The sequence below is a fragment of the Geomonas sp. genome (assembly GCF_056994735.1).
This window is the reverse complement of record NZ_JBXKJL010000237.1, coordinates 1-23,554: the sequence shown is the minus strand read 5'-3', so window position 1 is coordinate 23,554 and position 23,554 is coordinate 1. Positions and strand designations below refer to the sequence as shown.

Annotated in this window: 20 protein-coding genes; 10 read left to right on the top strand and 10 right to left on the bottom strand. The window is 59.6% G+C overall.

The window, feature by feature from the left end; translation table 11 throughout:
* Positions 1–6: 6 nt before the first annotated feature.
* Entirely contained in the window at positions 7–1,053 is a 1,047-nt protein-coding gene (locus tag AC11W3_RS10255; RefSeq protein WP_484092090.1) for a rod shape-determining protein, read from the bottom strand.
* Between the two features lie 236 nt (positions 1,054–1,289).
* Here AC11W3_RS10255 and AC11W3_RS10250 point away from each other — a divergent pair, with 236 nt between their 5' ends.
* The 3 genes from AC11W3_RS10250 to AC11W3_RS10240 all read left to right on the top strand — a co-directional run bounded on the left by AC11W3_RS10250 (position 1,290) and on the right by AC11W3_RS10240 (position 4,675).
* Positions 1,290–2,870: a SurA N-terminal domain-containing protein gene (locus AC11W3_RS10250; RefSeq protein ID WP_484092089.1), complete on the top strand. Its 1,581-nt coding sequence runs from the start codon at positions 1,290–1,292 to the stop codon at positions 2,868–2,870.
* A 162-nt stretch (positions 2,871–3,032) separates the two neighbouring features.
* A complete protein-coding gene (locus AC11W3_RS10245) occupies positions 3,033–3,923 on the top strand; it encodes a phosphoribosylaminoimidazolesuccinocarboxamide synthase (protein ID WP_484092088.1) in 891 nt (296 codons plus the stop codon).
* Between the two features lie 62 nt (positions 3,924–3,985).
* Positions 3,986–4,675, top strand: a complete 690-nt coding sequence (locus AC11W3_RS10240; RefSeq protein ID WP_484092087.1) for a DUF3047 domain-containing protein — start codon at positions 3,986–3,988, stop codon at positions 4,673–4,675.
* A gap of 4 nt (positions 4,676–4,679) precedes the next feature.
* Here AC11W3_RS10240 and AC11W3_RS10235 read toward each other — a convergent pair whose 3' ends face one another.
* Complete coding sequence (locus AC11W3_RS10235) at positions 4,680–5,045, bottom strand: YtxH domain-containing protein (RefSeq protein WP_484092086.1); 366 nt, start codon at positions 5,043–5,045, stop codon at positions 4,680–4,682.
* 149 nt (positions 5,046–5,194) lie between these two features.
* Between AC11W3_RS10235 and AC11W3_RS10230 the strand changes: the two genes are divergently transcribed.
* The gene (locus AC11W3_RS10230; RefSeq protein WP_484092085.1) at positions 5,195–6,298 is read left to right on the top strand and encodes an NAD(P)-binding domain-containing protein; all 1,104 of its coding nucleotides are present in this window, start codon (positions 5,195–5,197) and stop codon (positions 6,296–6,298) included.
* A 70-nt stretch (positions 6,299–6,368) separates the two neighbouring features.
* On the opposite strand, the gene AC11W3_RS10225 is transcribed toward AC11W3_RS10230, so the two are convergent.
* Positions 6,369–7,163, bottom strand: a complete 795-nt coding sequence (locus tag AC11W3_RS10225; protein WP_484092965.1) for a tetratricopeptide repeat protein — start codon at positions 7,161–7,163, stop codon at positions 6,369–6,371.
* 284 nt (positions 7,164–7,447) lie between these two features.
* Here AC11W3_RS10225 and ptsP point away from each other — a divergent pair, with 284 nt between their 5' ends.
* A complete protein-coding gene (ptsP, locus tag AC11W3_RS10220) occupies positions 7,448–9,811 on the top strand; it encodes a phosphoenolpyruvate--protein phosphotransferase (protein ID WP_484092083.1) in 2,364 nt (787 codons plus the stop codon).
* An 18-nt stretch (positions 9,812–9,829) separates the two neighbouring features.
* On the opposite strand, the gene AC11W3_RS10215 is transcribed toward ptsP, so the two are convergent.
* Positions 9,830–10,051 (bottom strand): YtxH domain-containing protein, encoded by a 222-nt coding sequence (locus tag AC11W3_RS10215; RefSeq protein WP_484092082.1) that lies wholly within the window; start codon positions 10,049–10,051, stop codon positions 9,830–9,832.
* A gap of 188 nt (positions 10,052–10,239) precedes the next feature.
* Here AC11W3_RS10215 and AC11W3_RS10210 point away from each other — a divergent pair, with 188 nt between their 5' ends.
* The gene (locus tag AC11W3_RS10210; RefSeq protein WP_484092081.1) at positions 10,240–11,415 is read left to right on the top strand and encodes a peptidylprolyl isomerase; all 1,176 of its coding nucleotides are present in this window, start codon (positions 10,240–10,242) and stop codon (positions 11,413–11,415) included.
* A gap of 118 nt (positions 11,416–11,533) precedes the next feature.
* On the opposite strand, the gene AC11W3_RS10205 is transcribed toward AC11W3_RS10210, so the two are convergent.
* Both AC11W3_RS10205 and AC11W3_RS10200 read right to left on the bottom strand, forming a co-directional pair.
* A complete protein-coding gene (locus AC11W3_RS10205) occupies positions 11,534–12,049 on the bottom strand; it encodes a ferritin (protein WP_484092080.1) in 516 nt (171 codons plus the stop codon).
* 218 nt (positions 12,050–12,267) lie between these two features.
* The gene (locus AC11W3_RS10200; protein WP_484092144.1) at positions 12,268–13,026 is read right to left on the bottom strand and encodes a slipin family protein; all 759 of its coding nucleotides are present in this window, start codon (positions 13,024–13,026) and stop codon (positions 12,268–12,270) included.
* A 104-nt stretch (positions 13,027–13,130) separates the two neighbouring features.
* Between AC11W3_RS10200 and AC11W3_RS10195 the strand changes: the two genes are divergently transcribed.
* The 4 genes from AC11W3_RS10195 (at position 13,131) to AC11W3_RS10180 (ending at position 18,557) form a co-directional block, all read left to right on the top strand.
* On the top strand, positions 13,131–14,504 hold the full coding sequence (locus AC11W3_RS10195) for a sigma-54-dependent transcriptional regulator (protein WP_484092079.1): 1,374 nt from the start codon (positions 13,131–13,133) through the stop codon (positions 14,502–14,504).
* A 647-nt stretch (positions 14,505–15,151) separates the two neighbouring features.
* Complete coding sequence (locus tag AC11W3_RS10190; RefSeq protein WP_484092964.1) at positions 15,152–16,240, top strand: alpha/beta hydrolase; 1,089 nt, start codon at positions 15,152–15,154, stop codon at positions 16,238–16,240.
* Positions 16,241–16,626: 386 nt separating this feature from the next.
* Complete coding sequence (locus AC11W3_RS10185; protein WP_484092963.1) at positions 16,627–17,061, top strand: DUF2147 domain-containing protein; 435 nt, start codon at positions 16,627–16,629, stop codon at positions 17,059–17,061.
* 17 nt (positions 17,062–17,078) lie between these two features.
* Positions 17,079–18,557 carry a hypothetical protein gene (locus tag AC11W3_RS10180; protein WP_484092076.1) on the top strand — a complete coding sequence of 493 codons (1,479 nt, stop codon included), beginning with the start codon at positions 17,079–17,081 and terminating at the stop codon, positions 18,555–18,557.
* 53 nt (positions 18,558–18,610) lie between these two features.
* Here the strand turns inward: AC11W3_RS10180 and AC11W3_RS10175 are convergent, their stop codons facing one another.
* The 4 genes from AC11W3_RS10175 to AC11W3_RS10160 all read right to left on the bottom strand — a co-directional run.
* A complete protein-coding gene (locus AC11W3_RS10175) occupies positions 18,611–19,981 on the bottom strand; it encodes a B12-binding domain-containing radical SAM protein (RefSeq protein ID WP_484092075.1) in 1,371 nt (456 codons plus the stop codon).
* Between the two features lie 112 nt (positions 19,982–20,093).
* A complete protein-coding gene (locus tag AC11W3_RS10170; RefSeq protein WP_484092074.1) occupies positions 20,094–22,004 on the bottom strand; it encodes a tetratricopeptide repeat protein in 1,911 nt (636 codons plus the stop codon).
* Between the two features lie 6 nt (positions 22,005–22,010).
* Complete coding sequence (locus AC11W3_RS10165) at positions 22,011–22,778, bottom strand: class I SAM-dependent methyltransferase (RefSeq protein WP_484092073.1); 768 nt, start codon at positions 22,776–22,778, stop codon at positions 22,011–22,013.
* Positions 22,779–22,790: 12 nt separating this feature from the next.
* A partial coding sequence (locus AC11W3_RS10160; RefSeq protein WP_484092962.1) for a DegT/DnrJ/EryC1/StrS family aminotransferase occupies positions 22,791–23,554 on the bottom strand: 764 nt, incomplete at its 5' end.

Sequence of the window (23,554 nt, the reverse complement as noted above, 5' to 3'; positions counted from 1 at the left end):
TGTGGTTTACGAGCTTACGGCGACGTTGCGCAGCAGGGCCAGCTCGTCGAGCACCTTCCCGGAGCCGAGCACGACGCAGGAGAGGGGATCCTCGGCGGTCACCACCGGCAGGCCGGTCTCCTCGCGCAGCAGCACGTCAAGGTGGCGCAGCAGCGCTCCGCCGCCTGCCAGCACGATCCCCTTGTCCACCAGGTCGGCGGCCAGTTCGGGCGGGGTCCGCTCCAGGCAGTTGCGCACCGCGTCCACGATGGCGGTCACCGGCTCGGAGAGGGCCTCGCGGATCTCGTTGGAATCGATCTCGGTGGTCTTGGGGATGCCGGAGACCAGGTCGCGCCCCTTGACCTCCATGTGGACCACCTCGTTCCCCGGGTAGGCCTCGCCGATCTCGATCTTGATCAGTTCGGCCATCCTGTCGCCGATCAGCAGGTTGTACTTCCTCTTGATGTACTGGACGATGGCCTCGTCCATCTTGTCGCCACCGACGCGGACGCTCTTGGTGTAGACGATGCCGGCCAGGGAGATGACCGCGACCTCGGTGGTGCCGCCGCCGATATCGACGATCATGTTGCCGGAGGCCTCGGTGATGGGGAGCCCGGCGCCGATCGCAGCCGCCATCGGCTCCTCGATCAGGTAGACCTCACGCGCGCCTGCCGACTCGGCCGACTCCTTGACCGCCCTCTTTTCCACCTGGGTGATCCCGGAGGGGACGCAGATCACGATCCTGGGGCGGACCAGGGTCTTGCGATTGTGCACCTTGTGGATGAAGTAGCGCAGCATCTCCTCGGTGATGTCGAAGTCGGCGATGACGCCGTCCTTCATGGGGCGGATGGCCGTGATGGAACCGGGGGTGCGCCCCAGCATCTTCTTGGCCTCCATGCCGACCGCCAGCACCTTCTGCTGCCCGGTGCTCTGCACCTTCTGCACCGCCACCACGGACGGCTCCCTTACCACGATCCCCTTCCCCTTCAGGTAAACGAGAGTGTTGGCGGTGCCGAGGTCTATGGCCAGGTCATTGGAAAACATGCCGAAAAGGGCATCGAAAATCTTGAGCATCTCTTACTCCTTTGTTTATCACTTCGGGCGTAGCGCACCTGACAAAGGGAAAAATATAGCAAAGTGTTCGCACCCTTGCAACAAAGAAAAGGGGCCGGGACACCTTTTACGACTCTCAGCAAGACCGGCCGCCATCCTCATTCTCCTGTTGCTTTTGCTATTAGATTATATTATTATTCGCCACTCTTGTCCTAATGTAATGCCCATACCTTCCCTACAAAGGAGTCCACACTGCAATGCTTGGCATAATGAGAAAGTACAAAGAGTCAATTGTTATAAAGATAGTCTTCGTGGTAATCGTGCTTTCTTTCATAGGGACCATCTTCCTGGTCTGGGGTAGAGGTGGTGACAAGCAGGGGGGCCCCTCCGGCTATGCGGCCAAGGTCGACGGCACCAAGATAAGCCTGGACGAATTCCAGAGCAGCTACTACCGCACGCGCTCCATGTACGAGCAGATCTACGGCCGCTCCCTTACCCCGGAGATGGAGAAGCAGATGGGGATCAAGAAGCTCACCGTCGACACCCTGGTTGACAACCTCCTGATCCGCAAAGAGGCCAAGCGGATGGGGATCAAGGTCAGCAAGGACGAGGTCGCCGCCGAAATCGCCAAGGTTCCGGCCTTCCAGAAGGACGGCCAGTTCAACTTCGATCAGTACCAGCAGACCCTGAAAGCCAACAGGATGACCCCGGCGGCCTTCGAGGATGCCCAGGAGGAAGATCTCCTGGTGCAGAAGGCCAAGAAGAAGATCACCGATTCCGCCAAGGTCACCGACCAGGAGATCCTGGATGCCTACAAGAAGCAAAACGACAAGGTCGACCTGCAGTACGTCACCTTCTCCCCTGCCGACGTCAAGGGTGGGATCAAGCTCACCGACCAGGAGCTGACCAGCTACCTCCAGGACCACCAGAACGAGTTCAAGACCCCGGAGCAGATCAGCATCGCCTACGCCATCGTCTCTCCCGCGCAGGTCGCCTCCCAGGTGACGGTCACCTCCGAGGAGGCCCAGACCTACTACCAGAAGAACATCGACCGCTACCAGGGAAAGGGTGGTATACTCCCCTTTGCCGAAGTGAAGGACAAGGCCACCGCCGACGCCCAGAAGCAGAAGGCCGCCAAAGAGGCCTTCGAGAAGGCGGCCGACGCGGTCAACAAGTTCCGCGCCCAGGCTGACCTCAACGCGGCGGCATCCGCGCTCGGCGCGAAGGTCGAAAAGACCCCCCTCTTCACCACCCAGGCTCCGGCCGCATCCATCGCAGGGGAAACCGCCCTGGTCTCCCGCGCCTTCGCCCTCAAGCAGGGTGAACTCGGAGGACCGGTCGAGACCTCCAAAGGGATCTACCTCGTGAAGGTGCTGGAGCGTAAACCGGCCGCCGTGCCGCCGCTGGCCGAGATCAGGGGCGCCGTGGAGCAGAGGGCGGTCCAGGCCAAGGCAGCCGACCTGGCCAAGAAGAGGGCCGAGGAGGCACTGGCCCAGCTGGCGAAGGGCGGAGTCCAGACCAAGGATACCGGGGCCTTCGGCTACGCTCCGCAGGGGAACATCCCGACCGTCGGCACCTCGCCGGAGCTGATGGAAACCGCCTTCACCCTGACCCAGGCGGCCCCGGTGGCCAAGAACGTGGTCAAGGTCGGGGACCGCTGGTACGCAGTGAAGCTCAAGAACAGGATCGAGGGTCCGACCGCGAATCTCGCCAAGGAGAAGGAAACGATCAGGCAGAACCTCGTGCCCAAGAAACAGCAGGAGGCGCTGGACAAGTGGCTGAAGGAGCTCCGCGCCAAGGCCAAGATCGAGATCAACCCGGCTGTCATCGCCGATTAACGGCACCTTTCGAGAAGCTCATACCGGGCCTGTCGAGCTCGTCAAGGGGTTTCGGCAGTAACTGACATAAGACATGGTTATCAGGTGGAAGGTGGAGGGTACGTTCACGTGCTCTTCACCTTTCACTTTTCACGCTAAACCGATTGAAAAGGAGAAAAGATTATGACCAAGCCGGTGCTTACCACGGATTTCCCGGGACTGAAGCTGGCAGCCCGAGGCAAAGTGCGTGACATCTATGACCTTGGGGACGCACTTCTCATCGTCACCACCGACCGGATATCAGCCTTTGACGTCATCATGAACGAGGGCATTCCCAACAAGGGGTACGTACTGACCCAGATCTCGGCCTTCTGGTTCCGCCAGATGGAAGACATCATCAAGAACCACATCATCTCCACCGACGTCGCCGACTTCCCCAAGGAGTGCCAGCCCTACGCCGAGACCCTGGCCGGCCGCTCCATGCTGGTGAAGAAGGCCGCCCCCCTTCCGGCCGAGTGCATCGTGCGCGGCTATATCTCCGGAAGCGGCTGGAAGGACTACCAGCAGACAGGCTCCATCTGCGGCATCAAGCTCCCCGAGGGGCTCAAGGAATCGGACCGCCTCCCGCAGCCGATCTTCACCCCCTCCACCAAGGCCGAGCTCGGCACCCATGACGAGAACATCTCCTTCGAGACCATGGCCAAGCTCTGCGGCCAGGAGACTGCCGAGAGGGTGCGCGACGTAACGCTGAAGATCTACCAGAAGGCCCGCGACATCGCCGACACCAAGGGGATCATCATCGCCGACACCAAGTTCGAATACGGCATCTACGAGGGCGAGCTGATCATCATCGACGAGTGCATGACCCCGGACTCCAGCCGCTTCTGGCCCAAGGAGAGCTACCAGCCGGGTGGCCCCCAGCCCTCCTTCGACAAGCAGTTCCTGAGGGACTACCTGGAGACCCTGGACTGGAACAAGACAGCTCCCGCCCCGCCGCTGCCGGACGAGATCGTGCAGAAGACCGCCGAGAAGTACATGGAGGCGCTGGTGAAGCTTACCGGCAAGGGAATCTAGCCGTTGCTACAAGAGGCCCCGCCCCCTCCGGGGGTGGGGCCTTTTTTTATTCCGAGGAAAATATGCTCAGCCACCTGTTGATCGCCAGCCTGATCCTCTCCGCCACCGCCGCTTCACCCAGCGGCACCCCCTCCGCGACGCCCGCCGGGAAATCAGTCGGGGCATCCGCCGGGAAACCCGCGACGGCTTCCGAAGTACCGGTCGGCCGCTTCAGCGCTTCGGAGCTTGGCGGCTGGACCGACAAATCGTACAAGGGGAAGACCAGCTACGCCCTCGAAGACGGGAAGCTCAAGGCCCACGCGGTGAAGGCGGGCTCCGGCAAGATCAAGAAGATCACCGTCGATACCAGGAAGTATCCCGTCCTGACCTGGAGCTGGAAGATCGACCACACCCTGAAGCGCGAGGACATCAAGCTGAAAAGCGGGGATGACTTCGCGGCCAGGATCTACGTGATCTTCCCGCGCCCCTTCTGGAGGATGCGCGCCATCAACTACGTCTGGTCCGCGAAGATGCCCAAGGGGAGCGAGGTGCCGAGCCCGTACACGTCCAACTCGGTTATTATGGCGGTGGAGAGCGGTGACGAGAAGGTCGGGAAGTGGGTCAGTGAAGAGCGGAACGTTCACGAGGACTACAAGAGGATCTTCGGAGAAGAGCCCCCCCTATTGGGGGGGATTGCCATTATGACCGATACCGACGACACCCAGGACGAGGCCACCGCGTGGTACGGCGACATCACCCTGCGGGTGCCCTGAGTGCCTAACCTACCATCTTCATAAGCCGCTTGCGCTGCTTCTCCAGGCGGTCCTCGCTCTCCTCGAAGGCCCTGATGAGACCCTTCTTGGCGCTGTAGGCCATCCCCTTGCTCCTGCCGAAGAGATCGGCCGCCCGGTCGCCCACCGCCTCGGCCATGTCGGCCACCTGCTCCGAAAAGTCCTCCACCGCCTCCATCGCGTCCTCGGTCCTTCTGCGGGCCTTCTTGGCGTAGCGCTGGATCCCCTTGCGGGTCCTCTCGCCGCTCTGCGGCGCGTACATGAGGGCTACCGCGGCGCCGACCAGGCCGCCGACCAGCAACATCATGGCTCCCAACATTGCGTTGTTTTCTTCCCTTTCTCTTTGTGCCATAACCCGTCCTCCTTTCCCGTGTGCGGTGATTTGAACTGCCATAATAGTACCCCAAGGGCTTCATTTGCCAAGGAAAGTCTTTATTGGCTTGGCACGGGGAGGACGAACCGTGTATAGTTGGGACATCATTATAATGAGAGAGGATCGCCATGGAGCAAAGATATGACGTAATCATCGTGGGGGGAGGTCCCGGCGGGGTAGCCGCAGCCTACCTGTGCCACAAGAGCGGACTCTCCCACCTGCTGATCGAGTCGGGCAAGGGGGTCTTCCATGGGATAGCGACCACCTACCCGGAAGGGAAAAACGTCTACCCCTCGAAGCCCAAGGAGGACCCGGAGCCTTTCCTGGTCGAGGAATTGCGCCCGCCCGACAAGCCGGTCACGGTGGAGAAATACATCCAGTACGTGCAGCATTTCGTGCAGCACGAGGGGCTGAACGTCCTGACCGAGACCCAGTTCGAGGACATCCAGGACGGCCGCGACTTCCTGAAGGTGGTCACCAGCAAAGGTGTCTTCCAGGCGAGGAAGGTGCTCCTGGCCTTCGGGAGCTCCATACCGAAGGAACTCTCCGTTTACGGCGATGCCAAGATGGTGGCCAAGACCCTGGATGATCCGAGGAAGTACCTGGGGGTCAGGACCCTGGTCATCGGCGGCGGAAACAGCGCGGCGGACGTGATCATCTCGATCCTCAAGGAAAAGCGGAGCGTCAACGACAAGGAGCCGGTCTACTGGGCGCACGTCGCCGAGACCTTCGACGTCAACAAGGAGACGGCCCAGAGGCTGGGAGAAGAGATCCTATTGGGGGGAAACATCAGGCTTTTACCCGGGGCGACGCCCAGGATCGGTGAGGTGGACGACGAGGGGGTGGACCGGCTGGTGATAAGGGTGAGCGAGGACAAGCTCCCCGGCGGCATCGAGCGCTATCACGCCATGAGCTTCCCGATGAAGAACGTGATTGCCTGCATCGGCAGCCAGGGGCCCCTTTCCATCTTCGACAGCGTCGGTGTGCAGACCATCGCCTGCGCGGAGGGGGTCTGCCAGGTGGCCAAGGAAGGCGACCGCCTGCTCCTATTGACCTCCGAATTCGAGTCGACCAGGAAGGGGGTCTACGTGATCGGCGGAGCGATCTCGCCGTCCTACATGAGGATCAGCAAGGGAGCGATCCAGGAAGAGAGGCACCCCAACCTGATCCACACCGCCATCAACGACGCGTATCATGTGATCGAGGCCATCACGGCCAAGCTGAAGAAGTAGCTGGAAAAGGCAAAGGGGGCGAGTGCCCCCTACTTCCCTGGCAACCATTCGGGGGCCGGCCCCTCGAAGATCAGCCGCGCATCTCTTCCTTAAGTCCCTCGACCACAGCCTTGACCTCGGCGATCATCTCCCGCGCCTGCGGGGAATGCTCCTTCTTGAGATAGGTCTCGAAGTAGCCAATGGCATCGGCGGTGCGGTCCTGGTCGATGCAGATGTTGCCGAGCGTCAGATAGCTCATGGTGAAGTCGGGATCGAGCCGGATAGCCTTCAGGGTCTCGCGCTCAGCGGCCTCCAGCTCCTCCATGTCGTAGTAGAGCTCGCCCAGGTTGAAGCGGGCGGTGGCGTCGGTGGGGTCGATGTCGATCCCCTTCTGGTAGCTGGCGATGGCCTTCTCGTTGTCGCCCAGCCCATAATAGAGATCGCCCATGGCGTTGAGGGCGAAGACGTTACTCGGGTCGAGATCGAGGGCCCGCTGGAAGGATTTCAGGGCGTCATCCGCACGCTCCATGGCGTTGTAGACCAGCCCCATGCTGACGTAGCCGTCGCAGTCCTTGGGCTGCAGCTCGGTGACCCTGCGGTAGCAGGCCAGCGCGTCCTTGTGGCTGCCGGCTTCGAAGTAGACGTCACCGAGCGAGGTGAGGCCATCGAGGTCCTCGGGGGCAAGCTCCAGCCCCCTCTTCAGCGCACTTATAGCCTTGTCGGACTGACCGGCCTCGGAAAGCGCCTCGCCCAGGTAGAAATAGCCCTCCGGGTTTTCCGGCTCGAGAGCCAGGCACTCGTTGAAGGCCCCTACGGCCTTGGCATAGTCACCCGACTCCATGTGGGCGATGCCGTTTGCCAGCTTCTCATCGAAAGTTGTTCCCATTGCGACCTCCGCGCTCTTTGACTGCTTATCATTGGCGCACACTATAGCAGAGAAAAGGTTACTTTGCCAACAGCAGACGCTGAAAATAGTATAAAAAGGCTTCACATTTCGATCCTGGTATATATACTAACAAAGGGGTTGAGATCTGACAGTGACGCATATGCCCTGTGACAGAGAATGCTTGGGCAGCTTGTGCTCAGGCAGTCACAGCCGGCCGTAACGACTGTGCCGGATCGGCAGTTGCCGTAAGATGTCGGGCGATCAGTGACACAAAAGGGGAAAGGATGCCGGAAGAAACAGGGGAAAAGCTGGGACTGAGGACGCTGGAAGATATAAGCGCGCTGATACTTCATTCCCACGACCTGCAGGAGACGCTGGACAACATCGTTAACCTGGTAGCGAAGCGACTCACTTCCGACGTCTGCTCCATCTACCTGCTGGAGGAGGACGGCGAGACGCTCAGGCTGCACGCCACCCGGGGTCTCTCCAGGCTCTCCGTCGGCATCACCATGAAGATCTCCGAAGGTCTCACCGGCCTCGCCGTAGAGCAGCGCGGCGTGGTGGCGACCGACAACGCCCCCCTGCACCCGCGCTACAAGTATTTCCGCCAGACCAAGGAGGAGAAGGTCCTCTCCTTCCTGGGCGTCCCTTTCTTCGAAAGAAACAACCCCATCGGCGTCATCGTCATCCAGAACCGTGAGGCGCGCACCTTCACGCCGCACGAGATCAGCGCCGTCTCGACTATCGCCTGGCAGATCTCCTCCATCGTCTCCAACGCTAAGCTCTTGGACTCGATCCGCAAGAAGGAAGAAGAGCGCGCCTTCTTCGCGGCCGAGGTGGAGCGACTGAAGCGTAACGGCCAGGCCAAGGACCCGCGCCCCTCCAGGCGTCAGCCGTCGACCCAGACGGTGGTCTTCGGCATTCCGATCGCCCCCGGTTTTGCCGGCGGCAAGGTCTCGGTGCTGCACCGGGGACCGCTGGAAAAGGCTGAAGTGGAGAGGGTCAGACCGCGGGCGGAAGAGCAGCAGAGGTTCATGCTGGCGCTGGAAAAGGCGAGGATCCAGACCATCTACATGGAGAAAAGGGTCGAAGAGATCCTCTCCGAGGCGGACGCCGCCATCTTCCACAGCCACCTTATGATCCTCGAGGACCGAGGCTTCATCGGCAAGATCTCTTCCCTCATCGAGGGGGGCGTAGGCGCCCAGAGGGCGGTCTGCGAGGTGGTGAACGACTACGTGACCGCCTTCTCCAAGATGGAGGACCCCTACCTCAGGGAGCGCTCAGCCGACATGGAGGACATCGGGCGCAGGATCTGCGACGCCCTGAACGGAACCCACGGGAAGCGCGGCAAGATCAGGGACGACGGGATCATCATCGCGCGTGAGCTCCTCCCCTCGGACCTGGCGGTCATGGACCACGGCAAGGTGATCGGCATCGCCACCGAGAAGGGAAACACGAACGCCCATGCCGCCATCATGGCCCGGGCCCTGGGTATCCCGGCGGTGTTCGGGGTGGAAGGGCTCCTGAAGCAGGTCGGGGCGAGGAGCGAGGTGATAGTCGACGGCACCTCGGGGTGCGTCTACATCAACCCGGACAGCGCGATCAAGGTCGAATACGAGAGGCTGCAGGGCGAGTTCGACCAGAAGCAGCGAGCCCTCGAGGGGATCCGCGACCTCCCGGCCGAAACCACCGATGGCTGCAGGATCGCACTGCTGGCCAACATAGGTCTGTTGAGCGACATGCGGGTCGCGCACCTGCACGGCGCTGAGGGTGTCGGCCTCTACCGGACGGAGTTCCCGTTCATGGCCAGAAGCGCCTTCCCCGGCCGCAACGAGCAGGCGACCATCTATCGCAAGGTGCTGGACGGATTCGCCGGCCGGCCGGTCAGCATCAGGACCCTCGACATCGGCGGCGACAAAGGACTGCACTACTTCCCGCATCCCAAGGAGGACAACCCCTTCATGGGGTGGCGCTCGATCAGGATCTCCCTGGAGCGCGAGGACATCTTCAGGGAGCAGCTGGCCGGGATACTGTTGGCCTCGGCTCACGGCAAATGCAACCTGATGTTCCCGCTGATCTCGGGTGTGGACGAGGTGCGGTTGATACGACAGATAGTCGAGGAGATCAAGGAAGAGTTGACGCGGGAGGGTAAGGCCTTCGACCCGGAGATCGGGCTAGGCGTGATGGTGGAACTGCCCGCCGCGGTGCTGGTTTCAGACATGCTGGCCAAGGAAGTGGACTATCTCAGCATAGGGACCAACGACCTGATCCAGTACACGCTGGCCTGCGACAGGAACAATCAGAAGGTTAAGAAGTGGTACGACGAGCACCACCCGGCGGTGCTGCATTCGATAAAGAAGGTTGCGGACGCGGCCGACCGCGCGGGAAAGCCTGCCACCATATGTGGCGAGATGGCAGGGGACCCGTTGAATGCCATACTGCTGGCTGGGCTGGGGATCCGCAGCTTCAGCCTCTCCGCCCCGAACATCCCGCGGGTGAAGGAAGCGATACGCCGCATCTCCATGGCTGAAGCCCGGCGGATCGCCGACGAGGTACTGGGGATGGCAAGTTCCGCCGAGATCAAGGACTATCTGAAGGAGGCAGGCCGGGACCTGGGTCTCCAGCCTATCCACCATTCGGGCCTTTAGCCTTTAGCCCTTAGCCCGTTATATCCAGCAGTCGCCGCCGTCGTAGTTGAGCGAGTCACCCTTGGCGCCCTTGATGCCCTTCATGCGCAGCTTGAGTTTCTCGAGCGCCTCGTCCTTGGCCTCGCCAAGCTTCTCCCGCACCTCACGGCCGGTCCTGGGGGTAAAGAGGAGAGCTGCGCCAGCTGCTACTGCAGCTCCGGCGATGAATGCCAGCAGTGCCTGTTCGGATTTCTTCGACATTGTGTACGCTCCGTGAGTCTGGAATTGATCGGCCGATTCAAGCCAGGCATATTCTTATCATATTCCGCGACGCATTAAAACCCCCGAAGATAAAAAATAAGATACCGTTATACTCATAGCCATTTTTTTGATGTTTAAAAAGATTAACATCGATGCTACTATCCCAAAAAACCCCAAAGGAGATCGGCATGCCTTCCTTCAAAAGAATCGCCACCCCTACCCTCGCCGCGCTGCTGGCAATGACAGTCCCGGCAATGTCAGTCCATGCCGCGGACGTAGCGGCCAAAGCCGTTACTAAAGAGGCCGTCAAAGAGCAGGCGAAAGAACAGCTCAAGGATCAGTCCACACAAGAAGCAAAGACGCAGCCCAAGGAACAGTCGAAGGATCAGGCTAAAGCACAGCCTGTCGAACCGACAAAGGATCTGGCCCAGGATAAAGCTAAAGACCAAGCCAAGGCAGAGCCGAAGACCTCTCCCAATGACGTCATGGCAAAGGTCAACGGAACGACCATCACCCGTCTGGAACTGGACCGCGCCGTGAAAGTGATGCTGGCGCAGAACCAGGTACCGCAGAACGTCCAGGCCCAGGTCATGCCTCAGGCCCGGGCTGCAGCCCTGGAGCAGCTGACCTCCGCGGAGCTGCTCTTCCAGCAGGCGGCCAAGGTCCAGGTGAAAGACCTGGAAAAGCAGGTGGCGAACAAGGTGGCGGAGAACAAGGCTAAGTTCGCCTCCACCGAGGAATTCGAAAATGCCCTCAAGGCGGTCGATATGACGCCCAGGGACATGAGGGATTTCACCCGCAAGGACATCCTGATCAGCAACTTCATAGAGACCAAGTTCGCCGCCAAGGCCACGGTCAGCGACGAGGAAGCCCGTAAGTTCTACACCGAGAACCTCGATGCCTATTTCAAGAAGCCCGAGAGCATCAAGGCCAGCCACATCCTGATAGGGACTGATGAAAAGACCTCCCCCGAGGACCGCAAGAAGGCGAAAGAGAAGGCAGAGGCGATTCTGAAGCGACTGAAGGAGGGAGGCGACTTCCCGGCCATCGCCAACGCCGAGTCGACCTGCCCGAGCAGCGCCCAGGGCGGCGATCTGGGCGAGTTCGGCCACGGGCAGATGGTACCGGCCTTCGAGAAAGCAGCCTTCGCCCTGAAGCCGGGCGAGATAAGCGACGTGGTGGAGACCCAGTTCGGCTACCACATCATCAGGGTTACCGAGAAACATGAAGAGTCGGTGGAGAAGTTCGAAGATGTGAAGGAGAAGATCGTCCCCTTCCTGAAAAGGCAGAAGGTGCAGAAGGACGTCAACGACTATATCGAGGAATTGAAGAAGACGGCGAAGATAGAGAAGCCGCAACAGTAGATAAGACTGGATAAGACGAAGAGACTGAAGTTAAAAAGGCCCGCAACTCGCGGGCCTTTTTATTTAGAATCAACGGCTGTCCACAGGGATGGACAGGATCTGTTAAACGTCTTCAGGTTCAAGCCGCAGCAGCCGGAGGCGGCACGAAGACCCTGGTGGCGAGTTCGCTGTCCAGCAGCAACAGTCCCTGCCCGTTATCCCCGATCAGCTTGAGCTTGCCGATGATGTCGCGGTCGTTCTCCTCTTCCTCGATCTGCTCGGTGATGAACCACTGCAGGAAGATGTGGGTGGCATGATCCTTCTCTGCCAGCGCCAGGTCCGTCAGTTCGTTGATGGACTTGGTGATGAACTCCTCGTGGACCAGCGTCTGCTGGAACATGTCCAGCAACCCCGAGAATTCGGTCGGAGGAGCGGCAATGGCGGCCAAATCGGTGTGATGCCCGCGGCTGTTTATGAAGGCGAAGAACTTCATGGCATGGACCATCTCCTCCTGGTACTGTACCATGAACCAGTTGGCAGACCCCTTCAGTCCGATAGAGCCGGCGTAGGATGACATAGAGAGATATAGGTAAGCGGAATAAAGCTCCCTGTTGAGTTGCTGGTTCAAACCAGTGGCAAGTTTATCGTTAAGCATTGTTTCCCCCGTCGTTGCTGTCTGTCATTGCAGAGATGGCTACTGTCACAGCAGTGATCCCATCATATCCTGTTCCAGAGGGGAAGACAACATCGATGTAGAGACGAGAACCTTCAACCACAGAGGATCACAGAGGGACACAGAGGAAACCTTACGGTCGAATTCACCATTCACCATTCACCATTCACCATTCACCTTTCACCTTTCACCTTTCACCCTTAACGCTTCTCCAGAAAGATCTTCAGCATATCTATCGGGACGGGGAAGATGGTGGTGGAGTTCTTCTCCGCCGCAATCTCCGTCAACGTCTGGAGGTAGCGCAACTGGAGCGACATCGGTTCCCCTGCCATCACGGCAGCAGCGGCGGCCAGTTTCTCCGAGGCCTGCAGCTCCCCTTCCGCATGAATGACCTTCGCACGGCGTTCCCGCTCCGCCTCCGCCTGCCTGGCTATCGCCCGCTGCATCTCCTGAGGGAGATCTATATTCTTGACCTCGACCAGGGTGACTTTCACCCCCCACGGCTCGGTCTGTCGATCCAGGATCTCCTGCAGTTCCTTGTTTATCTTCTCACGGTTCGCCAGTAGCTCGTCTAGATCGACCTGTCCCAGCACGCTTCGCAACGTGGTCTGCGAGAGCTGACTGGTGGCGTAGAGGAAGTTCTCCACCTCCACCACCGCCTTCACCGCGTCGATCACTCTGAAATAGATGACGGCCGAAACCTTGACGGTGACGTTGTCGTGGGTGATGACGTCCTGCGACGGGACATCCATGGCCACGATCCGCAACGATACCCTGACCAGCTTGTCGATGCCGGGGATGATCAGGATGAGCCCCGGACCGCGAACATTCTTGACCCGTCCCAGGCGAAAGAGCACCCCCCTCTCATACTCCGGCAATACCCTGATCGCGTTGGCGAGAATGGCTATCAGGAAAACCACCACCAGCAGCAACGGAAATAATCCAAAGATGTCCACGATGCCACCTCCACGTCGGCCCGCGATAGTCGGCTCCGGTTGATTAGCCTTGCCAAATGTGCACATACATGTTATCAAGAAAAATCGCAAGATGGGGATTTGCTAATATGAAAGCCATCATAAAGGTACTAATAATAGAGGACGACCAGGGGAGCCGGGAGGCGCTCCTCATCCTGCTGAAGGGAAACGGCTTCATGGTCAAGGGTTGCTCCAGCGGTAAGGAGGGGCTCAGCCTCATGGCCGGAGAGCCCTTCGACATCGTGATCAGCGATCTGCTCCTCCCGGATATGAGCGGCATCGACATCCTCACCAGGATCAAGGCAGACTCACCTCGTACCGAAGTGATCCTGGTCACCGGGCACGCTTCGGCTGAGACGGCGGTCCAGGCCATGAAGAAGGGAGCCTACGACTACATCACCAAACCGCTCAACATAGACGAACTCCGCATCATCATCGACAAGGCAGTAGAGAAGGGACAGTTGCTCAAGGAGAATGTCTACCTGAAGAAACAGCTTCGGGAGAAGTATGAATTTTCCAACATCATAGGAAACTCCCAGCCGATGCAGCAGCTCTTCACGAGGATGAAGAGGATCATCAAGACCGATTCAACCGTCCTCATACTGGGAGAATCAGGAACCGGCAAGGAACTCGTAGCCAAGGCGATCCACTTCAACGGGAATCGCAAGGAGAAGCCATTCGTGGCGGTCAACTGTTCCGCCATCCCCGAGAACCTGCTGGAGAGCGAATTATTCGGTCATGTAAAGGGAGCGTTCACCGGGGCGGTGAAGGAAAAGGTAGGGAAATTCGAGGCGGCCAACCAGGGGACCATCTTCCTGGACGAGATCGGGACACTCCCCATGCACCTGCAGACCAAGCTGCTGCGCGTCTTGCAGGAGCAGGAACTGGAGCGGGTGGGATCGAACAAGCAGATCAAGCTCGACGTTCGCGTCGTTTCTGCGACCAACGTCAACCTTGAGGAGGAAGTAACGCGGGGTAACTTCCGCGAGGACCTCTTCTACCGGCTCAACGTGATTCCGCTTCTGATCCCTCCCCTGCGGGAGCGCATCGAGGACATACTGCCGCTCAGCAAGCACTTCCTGGAGAAGAACTGCCGCTCCATGCAGCGTCCCATTATGCATCTGGAGAAGGAGGCCCTGGAGGCGCTGGAGGCCTATCCCTGGAACGGGAATGTGAGGGAGCTCGAGAACATCATAGAAAGAGTGGTGGCGCTGACCGAGGGGGACCAGATCACCCTGCGCGATCTCCCCGCCAACGTGTCCAAGAACTACCTGGACGGCTCGCCGACCAGCGTGTCACCCAACGGCATAGACATGGTGCAGACCATAAACGAGATTGAGAAGAGGATGATCAGCGAGGCGCTGCAGCTAGCCGGGGGAGTCAAGGCCCGTGCCGCCAACATGCTGAGCATCAACCGGACCACCCTCGTAGAAAAGATGCGCCGCCTGGGCATGCAGCTGTAACCCCTATGCGCGTGTCCTCACCGAGCACCACCTGTTTGGCGCCTTGGGTAATCATACCCGGTCCATCGGGCAATACTCCCCCCCAAAGTCGCGATGGCGACCTCCAGCTTATCGCCTTCAAACGTCTGGTTATCCGTATCATTCTGCATAGACACCTCCTGACTGCATAGTACCCACCCTAATTTCGCAGAACAACCCTTATCCGCTGATTCGCAAGATCGGGCAATAATCCTGAAGGATCGGCCTACCGGTCCCGGTTCCTTCTGCAGTAACCTTCTATCATCGGCTGAAACACGAGAACCGGTGATCGTCCCCGGATCCACCTACTGGAATCTTGGAGTGGGATGCATGATTGGGGAGGGAGTTGCGTTAGTGATAACGGATTTCCGCATGATCGGGCAAGAATCGCACAAGATCGGTCTACCTGCCGTTGCCCTTTGAGGTATAAGTTAACCTCATGGCAAGCGGTAGAAACTCTGACGCAGAAACGGGCAAGTAGATGGGTTGGTGTCACAGCGGGCTTTCCTGATTCCCGGGGCAACTCATATGGACTTGTACGACAAGCCGCAGTATGTAGCGCCCGTAGTTTCAAAGCTGAAAGGGTTCTTCGGTAAGGTACTGCGTTAACCTGAAAAGGAGATGATTCCATGACTGCCAAACAAGGGAAATCGCTCATCGCGTTCATGCTGGTCTTCGTCAGCGTGCTTGCCTCGTCATGGGCAATGGCTGGAGGGAACGAAAAGCCCTCACCACTGGTCATCCAGGAACAAGGCAGCTTCGCTATCGGCGGAACGGTGGTCACTACCCCCGGCACTTTCGATCCCATCAAAATGTCCCCTGAAGGGCAAACATTCCACGGGGACCACGCCTATGTGTTTTACCAGCTTCCGGTGCGCGCCCGTAAATTTCCCCTCGTGCTCTGGCATGGCTTCGGGCAGTTCTCTAAGACCTGGGAAACTACACCGGATGGACGCGAGGGGTATCAGAACATTTTCCTGCGCCGCGGTTTCGGGGTGTACCTGGTTGATCAGCCTCGTCGTGGCAATGCAGGGCGTAGCACCAAGTCGAGTACCGTAACACCGGTGGCCGACGAACAAAAATGGTTCGACATCTTTCGCCTCGGAGTCTGGCCCAATTTCTTCCCTGGCGTGCAGTTCTCAGGTGACCCGGAGGCCATGAATCAGTACTTCCGCCAGATGACACCCGACATCGGTCCCATCGATATCGAGGTTAACTCAGACGCCATTGCCGCACTTTTCAACAAGATTGGAGCGGGCATTCTGGTCACGCATTCGCATAGCGGGGGCATGGGGTGGCGCACGGCCATCAAGAGCCAGAATGTACGCGCCATCGTTGCTTATGAACCAGGCAGCAATTTCATCTTCCCGAACGGCGAAGTACCTGCTCCGATGCCGAGCTCAGCTGGTCCGTTGGAGGCGGTCGGCGTGCCTCTTCCGGAGTTCATGAAGCTCACCAAAATCCCGATCATCATCTTCTACGGCGACAACATTCCTGAGAAACCGATTGCCAACCCTGGTCAGGACCAATGGCGGGTGCGACTGGCGATGGCCAGGCTATGGAGGGATGCGGTGAACCGCCACGGTGGCGATGTGACCGTCGTGCATCTTCCCGAAATAGGCATTCGTGGCAACACACACTTTCCATTCTCGGATCTGAACAACCTCGAAATTGCCGACCAGATGTACAGGTTTCTCGAGAAGAAGGGTTTGGATTGAACCGAAGGGGACGGGATGAACAAAAAACTCACCATAATTCTGGCAGTCATTTTTATCGCAGCACGACATACCAGCTCCCACGAAAACTGACGTGACCAGCGAAAGAAGCTATGGACTTACCGGCTACGGTCCATCCCAAACGCGCGATTCCATCCCCCGTTACCAAGCAGCTCGCCTATGATTGGACCATGGCCCTGCAATTACATGGCATTTGTGCAAGGCAGCGAAGTCTTGCTGTGAACGCTGTGCCTGCATCAGCAACTAAACTGCACCAGTCAACCCGGGCCTGCAGACCGGCACTACGATGCATGGTAATATAGATTCATTGACTTTAATCCTTTGCTCTACTCTTGAAATTATAGCGGTTCAACTTTATGAAAGTTCTTATGGTACTTACATTGATCCCGTTGACAGTGACAACAGCCTTCGGCGCGGGGCTGAGTGACCTTTTGGGAACATGGAAAACAGAGGGGGATGAGGCGAAAGTTGAAATTTTGCGGTGTGGAGAGAAAATCTGCGGCGAAATTGTTTGGCTGAAGGAACCGAAATATGCCGATAGCAAAAATGGGCAGGTTGGCACGCCGATAATTGACCGAAAAAATCCAGATCAAGCACTGAGAAACCACACGCTTATCGGCTTGCGGATAATGAATGGGTTCACCGAACAGGGTGGCAACACTTGGGGAAATGGTACCTTCTATGACCCGGAAAGCGGCAAGACCTATCGGGGAGAAATACATTTGGTGTCACCCGATCGGCTAGAAGTCCGTGGTTTTATCGGCATCCCCTTTTTTGGGCGCACCTCGGTATGGACACGTTGATTCGAGGAGGCAAGGAAGTGAAAACATGGCCTCTGCATCCTGTCATATACGAAATCAACACCTGGGTGTGGCTGGGTGAACTGGGCCGCAAATACCAGAGTCTCGTGAACCTCGCCACGGTCCCGGAGAAGGAGTGGGATGCCATCGCGTCACATGGCTTTGACGTCGTCTGGTTCATGGGGGTGTGGGAGCGTAGCCCGTCAGGGGTCAAGATCTCAAGGCTAAATCAGGGACTCCTCGAGGATTTCAGACGTACCCTTCCTGATTTTGTGCCGGAGGACAATGTGGGGTCACCCTACTGTGTGCGGCGCTACGTGGTCGACGAGCATCTCGGGGGCCCGAAGGGGCTGGCAACAGCCCGTAAAGCGCTCGCAAAGCGCAGCATTCGTCTCATCCTCGATTTTGTGCCGAACCACGTAGCCCCAGACCACCCATGGGTCAGCGCTCATCCTGAATGCTTCCTTCTGGGGAATGCTGACGATGCGTGCAGCGATCCGGCCTCCTTCATCGAGGCGGAAGGTGAGGTATTTGCCTGCGGCCGGGACCCCTACTTCCCGGCGTGGCCTGATGTACTCCAACTCAACGCCTTCCAACCGGGGCTTCGGCTGGCGGTCATCGAGACGGTCGTGGAGATCGCCGGGCAGTGCGACGGTATCCGCTGCGATATGGCCATGCTTGTGCTGAACGATATCTTCGAGCGCACCTGGGGGACCCGTGCTGGAGCGAAGCCGTTCAGCGACTACTGGAGGACGATCATCCCGGCGGTAAAAGCGCGGTGGCCGGAGTTCAGGTTTCTGGCCGAGGCTTACTGGGACTTGGAGTGGGAACTGCTGCAGCAGGGGTTTGACTTCTGCTACGACAAGAAACTCTACGACCGGATGGAGCACGGGGATGCCGAGAGCGTGCGGCTGCACCTTTTGGCGGATTATTCCTACCAGAAGGGGATGGTCCGGTTCATCGAGAACCATGACGAGCAGAGGTCAGCTGTCACGTTTCCGGACGGGAAAGGGCGCGCTGCCGCCGTGGCGATCCTTACTCTCCCAGGGGCAAGAGTGCTGCACGAGGGGCAGCTGGAGGGCCTAAAGGTCAGGCTGCCGGTCTTTCTTAACCGTCGCCCGGCAGAGCCGGTGGATCAGGACCTTGCGGCCTTTTACGAAAGGCTCTTGAAGGAGACCGGCCGCGATCTCTTCCGCAATGGTGATTGGCGCCTCTGCGAGCGGAGCGGCTGGCCCGACAACCAGAGCTGCCAAAATATTCTTACCTGGTGCTGGGTCAAGGATGACGAGCGCTATCTCATTGTCGTGAATTTTTCGGCCGGGCCCACCCAGGGGCTCGTCAGGGTTCCGTGGGATGAGATGAGAGGTAAAATGTGGTGCCTAGACGACAGGCTTTCTGGTGAGACCTTCGAACGAAGCGGCAACGACATGAGGGATGCCGGTCTGTATGTCGAGCTGGGGCCTTGGGAATGTTCCCTGTTCCAGGTGCGCGCCGTATGAGGGATTCCACGTTCTAGGTCCCACAGCAACAGCATGCGACCGTCATTCCTTTCTCAGCTTCTGCCGGACAGGTACCACTTAAGGTAGGACATCCCTGCTATTGTCCAGTACCGAAGCTCTCCCCAAGAGCGGATCGAGGCCAGCCGCGACATCATGTAGGACGGCCTCAGATAGAACGAACGGGTTAGGTAACGCTGATGCTGCAACAGTTGCTCGGCGCTGAAATGCTCGGTTCGCCACCCCGGTCGTTTGCCGAACATCACGTAATCCTCCCACCCCGTTTCGTTTTCGATCAGCCCTGCCGAAAGCATCCGCTCGCGCAGCGGCGTGCCGGGATAGGGGACGATAACGGCAACGGAGACGAAGGTCCAGGGGAGTGAGCAGATCAGTTGGCGGGTCAGTTCTAGCTCCTCCAGGGTCTCCGAGGGATCGCTGCCGATGATGAAATTCCCCTCGATGTGCCGGATGCCGGCCTGCTCCGCCCAGCGGACGGCGCTACGCACCTGCTCGACGCCGATACCCTTGCCCATCAGATCCAGCATGCGCTGGCTACCAGATTCGACCCCGAAGGCGACCTTCTCGCATCCGTTACGCCTCATCACCTTGAGCAACTCCGGCGACACGGCGTTCACCCTGGTGTCGCAGTTCCAGGATTCGATGCCGCTGCGTCCCAGGATCTCGCTGATGGCCGCCGCGCGCTCCGGCAACAGCGTGAAGGTGTCATCGGCGACCACCAGGTGGTTGAAGCGATGCTCCCGCACCATGCGGCAGAGTTCATCCTCAATGAAAAGCGGGTCGCGGAAGCGGACGGTTTTGCCGAAGGTCGTCTGGATGGCGCAGAAGGAGCAACCGACCGGACAGCCGCGGGAGGTGAACAGTTCGGTGGAAAGGACCCGGTTGGAGAAGCCGCGACTGGAGTGCCCGGCCTGAGCGGCGAAGTCGATCAGATCACGCGCCGGATGGGGGATCGTGTCCAGATCGGCTATCAGCGGGCGGGGCGGGGCCATCGCCACCCGGTCGCCATCGCGAAAGGCGATGCCCGCCACCCCACGGTCGCTGCCGCCGTCACGCAGGCGGAGGCAGAGCTCCAACAGCGTCGCTTCTCCTTCGCCGATCACGGCGTAGTCGAAGCCGGAGCACGCCTCAAGGGTCTGTTGCGGCAGCGCGCTGGCATGCGCCCCCCCCACCACGGTGGCTACCGCCGGTGCCTGCGCCTTGATGGCTGCGGCGAGCCGCGCGGCCGAGGTGACGGTGGGCGTGGTGCAGGTGATCCCCGCCACGAGCGGCCGCATGTCGTTCAGAACCTGCTGCAGGTGCGCTGCGCTGAAACGGGTGGTCTCGTAGTCGAGGATGGCGACCTCGAACTGCGCGGTACGGAGCATGGCGGCCAGATAGGCCAGGTTCATGGGGCGCGTATGGCTCAACAACGCCGACCCCTGCAGCGGGTCGGGGGGGGCGCAACAGGAGCACTCGATTGGGATTGACTGCCCCGGGCAAGCCGGCCTCCCTTCTTAAAGCGCGGTTTGACATGTCTCTTCAGCTCCCTTTCAGCTTGGCAAGCTTCTCGCGCGCCTGATCGTCCGGGTATACCTGCATGACGAATTCCAGCTCCCTTCTCGCGCTCTCGATATCACCTTCCTTGGTGTAGAGATCGGCAAGTTTCATGTGCGCGAACGGGTCTGACGGCTCGTTTTTGATCGCCTGGAGGTACTCCTGCCTGGCTTGCACGGCATCCCCCTCTTCCTGGAACACGTCACCCCGCACGACGTACGGCGACGAACTTGCCGGTTCCAGTTTTATCGCGGTCGCCAGCGAGCTGATCGCCTCGTCGAATCTTTTCTGCATCACGAGAGCCTGGGCCAGTTTTACATAAGATTCCGCCACCTTCGGGGAGAGCCGGATGGCTTCTTTATAGGCCGTGACAGCCTCCTCCAGGTATTGCTGGTGTCGGTCCGTCCTCAACACCTTTCCTTCCAGAAAGCTGCCCATATCCACCTCCGCCTGCCGCAGCAATGCCGCTCCCAAGCCTATGTGGGTCCTGGCCTTGTTGGGGCTTTTGCTCACCACATCCCTTCTGAACCCCACCTCGTCCCGCCAGAGGCTGTTCCGCGCAACGGTCGCTGCGGAGAGGGTTAAAACCACGGCTGCCAGCAGAAAGGTCGCGGTTCTCGGGCTTGCCGTCGATTCCCCGAGGAACCGTTTGGTTAGCACGGCGACACCGGCGAGCAGGGCCATGAAAAAGCCGACGGAAGGGAGATAGACGCGGTGCTCGAAAATCAGGTCGTCGATGGGAACGATGCTCGATTCCACGGACAGGGTAATGAAGAACCAGAAGATGCCGAAGGCTATGATCTTGTAGAACGGGTTGGTCCCGGAGCGTTTCAGCAGGTAGATCCCAGTTGCCAGGATGGCGAGGAGCAGGGCAAGAGGCAGCAGCACCTCCGGTTTGAAAAAGCTCTGCTGCAGCGGGTAATCGTAATCGAGGTTTTGTCCCACCGGCAGAAACAGCAGCCGAAGGTAGGTGGCGATCACGCCGAATTGGGTGATCAGGTAGTCCCACCACGACACGCCGCTGAAGTTGACCAGGTTCATGGCGCCGGAGATCTTTTCCGGCTGTTTTGCCGGTGACGGCAGCTGCAGCAGTTTGAGGGGGATGATCGCCATGGTCAGCAGGAAGGGGACCAGCCTGGCAAACCTTGCGGCCGGCTTGCCGCTGAAGAAGATGGCCTCAAAAAGGACCATGACCGCCGGAAGGGTGAAGGCGATCTCCTTGGATTCCATGGCAAGCACGGCGGCGGCCAGGGAGAGGAGATAGGCGATCAGGCGCGGCCTCGGCAGGGAGGCCAAGCGGGATTGCACATAGAGGGCCAGGGCGGCAAGGTAGAAGAAGGTGGCAAGCGGCACAAAGCGCTGGATGATGTAGGTCACCGCCTGGGTCTGCAGGGGGTGGCACAAAAACAACAGGGCGGTGAACAGGGGGAGGCAATGGGTGTCTTCATTTCCCCTGCCCGTTTCGCCGGCGGACAGCGCCGGCGTCTTCAGCGTCAGGCCGACCAGATAATACAACAGCAAGGCGGAGCCGATGTGGAGCCAAATGTTTACCAGGTGATAGCCGAACAGGTTCAGACCGTGCAAACGGTAGTTGAGGGCGAAGGTGAAGTAGGCGACCGGGCGCAGAATGAGGTTGTTTTTCAGGTCGGGATTCACGGAAAGATCGAAGACCCTGCTGGTGTCTGGAAAACATCTGAAACTCTTGATCACCGGATTCTGAACCAGGCAGCTGTAATCATCGAACACGAACGGCACCGACACGGTTGTGCAATACAAGGCAAACCCCGCGGCGACAATGAGCACTAGATGTACAAAGGGATCCTGCCACAGGCTTTTGTCAGCGGATGCCGGTCCGACCTGGTCGCCCTGGGTGTTGGCTCTTTTTCTCTTTTTCATGGTCATTTATCCATTACAAGGGGTGTCTGGCCTGCGGGCCACTACGAATAGCGAACTGCCGATCGGCAACGGCAGCACGCGCAGCAGCCGATTTTCTTGTCGCATCACTCCCAAAAGCAGGGCGTTCAGCAACGGATGCGGAAGAGAGAGGTCCGAATCCACCCCGGCATCCGTTCGGGAGAGCGCCCGCAGGAGCAGACGGTAGAGGCAGATGAGGGGAAACAGCAACGTGACCCGGTAACTCGCATAGCCGATGTCAAATCCGGCCTCCCGCAGCCGCCTGGCAAGCCCCCCCCTGGTGTAGCGCTCCCTGGTGTGTACCGCGATGTCGTGCGTGCTGCGCAGAAATTCGAGGGCGACCAGGTTCAGGATCAGCATCCCCCCAGGCTTGAGCCCCTTGCGCAACCGGCGCATGACCGCTACATCGTCGGTGACGCCGGTGTGGTACAGCACGTCGATGGAGGTGATGAGGTCGAAGCTTGCCGGTTCCAGCTCGACCGAGTTGAGATCTGCCAGCGAGACGGCCGCCACGCCGCGCAACCGGCAAAACCGCAGCGCCTCCCGGGAGGCGTCGCACCCCTGCACCTTGTGGCCGCGGGCGTTCAGGAGTTGACAGAGCCTCCCGGTGCCGCATCCCGCATCGAAGATATCGAGCGGGCGCCCCAGACGCCGCGACTCCCGCTCGACGGTCCGCACAATCAGCTCATGCAGCCCCAGGTACCACCAGTGGCGGTCTTCGGCGTGGTACATGCGGCCATACTCGATGCTGTTCATGGCCCGCCCCCCTCAGGCGAAGTAGCTCCGGATGGCGGCGACCACCCGTGCGGCCAGCTCCTCCGGCAGTTCAGGGTAGATGGGAAGCGAGACGATGGTGGCTGCCAGCCGCTCGGTGACCGGAAGGTCGCCGGCGGAGTATCCGAGGAAACGGTAGCCCCGCATCAGGTGGATGGGATCGGGGTAATTCACCTTCGTTTCCACACCTTGAGCGGCAAGATGCCGCGTCAGCTCGTCGCGCCGGGATGTGCGGATGGTGTAGAGGTAATACTGGTGGGTGCGCCGCGGCCTGACGACCGGGAGCCGGAGATCCCCCACCCCGGCCAGTCCTTCGTCGTAGATCTCCGCTATGCGCCGGCGGCGCGCCACCGCCTGGTCCAGCCGGTCGAGCTTGCTGTCCAAAAGCGCAGCCTGCAGTTCGTCCAGGCGGGAATTGTAACCTTCCTCCTCCGCGTAATATCCCGATTCCATGCCGTAAAAACGGAGCCTGCGCAGGCGGTCGTGCAGATCAGCCCGGGAGGAGGTCACCAGCCCCCCGTCGCCAAAAGCCCCCAGCACCTTGGTGGGATAGAAGGAAAACGCCCCGGCATCGCCGAGGCTTCCGGCGCACTCCCCGTGGTAGCTGGCGCCGCAGGCCTGGGCGCAGTCTTCCACGACGGTGAGCCCGTAGCGGCCGGCCAATTCCAGCAGCGGCCCCATGTCCGCCATCTGCCCGAACAGATGCACCGGCAGGATGCAGCGCGTGCGCCGGGTCAGCACGGCGTCCAGCTGCGTCA